The sequence below is a fragment of the Deltaproteobacteria bacterium genome (assembly GCA_009930495.1).
Lineage (GTDB): Bacteria > Desulfobacterota > Desulfovibrionia > Desulfovibrionales > Desulfomicrobiaceae > Desulfomicrobium.
Map to the genome: position 1 here is coordinate 1 of RZYB01000313.1, position 2,032 is coordinate 2,032.

Sequence of the window (2,032 nt, forward strand, 5' to 3'; positions counted from 1 at the left end):
GCATGGGCTGGCCCGCTTCCTGAAAATCTATCTGATCCGCCTCGGTTTCCTGGACGGAAAGGCCGGATTCGTGCTCGCGGTCAACTCTTTTTTCTACGCCTTCCAGAAATATATCAGACTGACGGAACTGAACATGAACACGACGCCTCGCCCACAATCCAGAATCAAACGGTCATCGCCTTCACAAAAAAGGTAACCCCCTGTGATTGCAGGCCGTCCCGACACCGCCCCACCCAGGAGCCAAGCATGCCGTTCGTGAAACAAATCCTCGCCCTTCTCCTCGCCTTCGCCTTCATGCCCGCGAAAGCGGCCATCTGCGCCAATACCTACCTGGACATGAGCCTTGAGGAGCTCATGGACCTGACCGTGACCTCCATGTCCAAACGCGCGCAAAACCTGCAGGAAACAGCGGCCGCAGTGTCCGTGATCACCAACGAGGATATCCGGCGCAGCGGGGCGACAAGCATTCCCGAAGCCCTGCGCCTGGTGCCGGGACTCATGGTGGGCCAAAACAACGCGGGGATCTGGTCCGTGTCCTCGCGGGGACGCGGATTCAATCCCATTTTTGAAAACAAGCTGCTGGTTCTGATCGATGGGCACAGCGTATATTCGCCGGTCTACAGCGGCGTCTTCTGGGAAACCATCGACGTCATCATGGAGGATATCGACCGTATCGAGGTCATTCGCGGACCCGGCACCAGCGCCTGGGGCGCCAACGCGGTCAACGGCATCGTCAACATCATCACCAAGTCCGCGGCCAAGACCCAGGGATTCATGGCCAGCGCCCTTTATGGCAGCCGGGAGCTGGGCACGGCGGCCTTGCGCCATGGCGGCGCGTTTGGCGAAAACAACACCTACAGAATTTTCGGCAAATACCGGCACCTCGACGAGGTGGTCAATCTTGACGGCGAGGAAATTCCCGGCGCCCTGGAAAGCGCGACAACGGGCTTCCGCGCGGACCTGGTGCCGGACAAGGATTCCACGCTGACCATTCAGGGCGATCTCACCCAGGGCGTCAACAGGGGCGAGCTGTCCTACCCGGACCTGACGCCCCCCGCCGAAGTCGTCACCAAAAGCAACATCCGGGACATCCTGCTGGCCACGGTTCTAGGGCGCTACGAACGAGATCTGGGTGGGGAGTCCTCCATCGGCCTGCAAGCCTACTACACCCGCGACGAACATGACAGCCCGCACTACGAGGTCGGCATAGATACCCTGGACCTCGACTTCCAGCACCAATTCAAGCCACTAAAAAACCATTTTACCCAATGGGGCATCGGCTACCGCTCGATCGCGGTCAACACGTCCTCCGACGAAAACGCGGTCTATTTTGCCACGTCAGATCGCTCGGACAATCTTTTCAGCGCCTTTGTCCAGGATGAAATTTCTTTCGCCGATGGCCGCTGGATTCTGACCCTGGGCAGCAAATTCGAACGCAACGACCAAACCGGCGTGGAAATCCTGCCCAGCGCCCGCCTGCTCTGGCACGTCACGGAAACCCACGCCCTCTGGGGCGCGGTATCGCGCTCCGTGCGCACGCCATCCGTGGCCGAACAGGACGTGACGTATCACGTGGACGTCCGCAATATCGAGATGCCCCCGAATTCCGGCAACATTCTTCCCCTACGCTCGTCCGTCACCGGCGACGGCGATCTCGACGCGGAAAACATCATCGTCTGGGAACTGGGGCACCGCTTCTCGCCATCGAGCACATTGTTCTTCGATACATCCGTGTATTGCGCCAAGGCCGAAAACCTGATGACCACGACCTACTCGCCCCAAAATATTTATCCGGAAACCACGCCCACATACCATCTTCAGCTCGATTCACGCACGGAAAACGATGAATCGGCCACCATGCATGGGCTGGAGCTGAGCGCGACCTGGGTTCCCCTGGACTGGTGGAAACTGCGCGCCTGGTACAGAGCTATTACGAAGACGACTATGCGTACGAAGGCGAGGCTCTGGACACCTTTGAAAGCATGTACGGCGACATCAGCCCGCGACACCAGTTCTTTCTGCATTCATCCAT

1 protein-coding gene and 1 pseudogene are annotated in these 2,032 nt (G+C 59.0%); both read left to right on the forward strand.

The window, feature by feature from the left end; genetic code table 11:
* A pseudogene (locus EOL86_14165) lies at positions 1–130 on the forward strand (glycosyltransferase family 2 protein).
* Positions 131–246: 116 nt separating this feature from the next.
* The coding region (locus EOL86_14170) for a TonB-dependent receptor (protein NCD26718.1) at positions 247–2,032 on the forward strand (1,786 nt) is incomplete at its 3' end.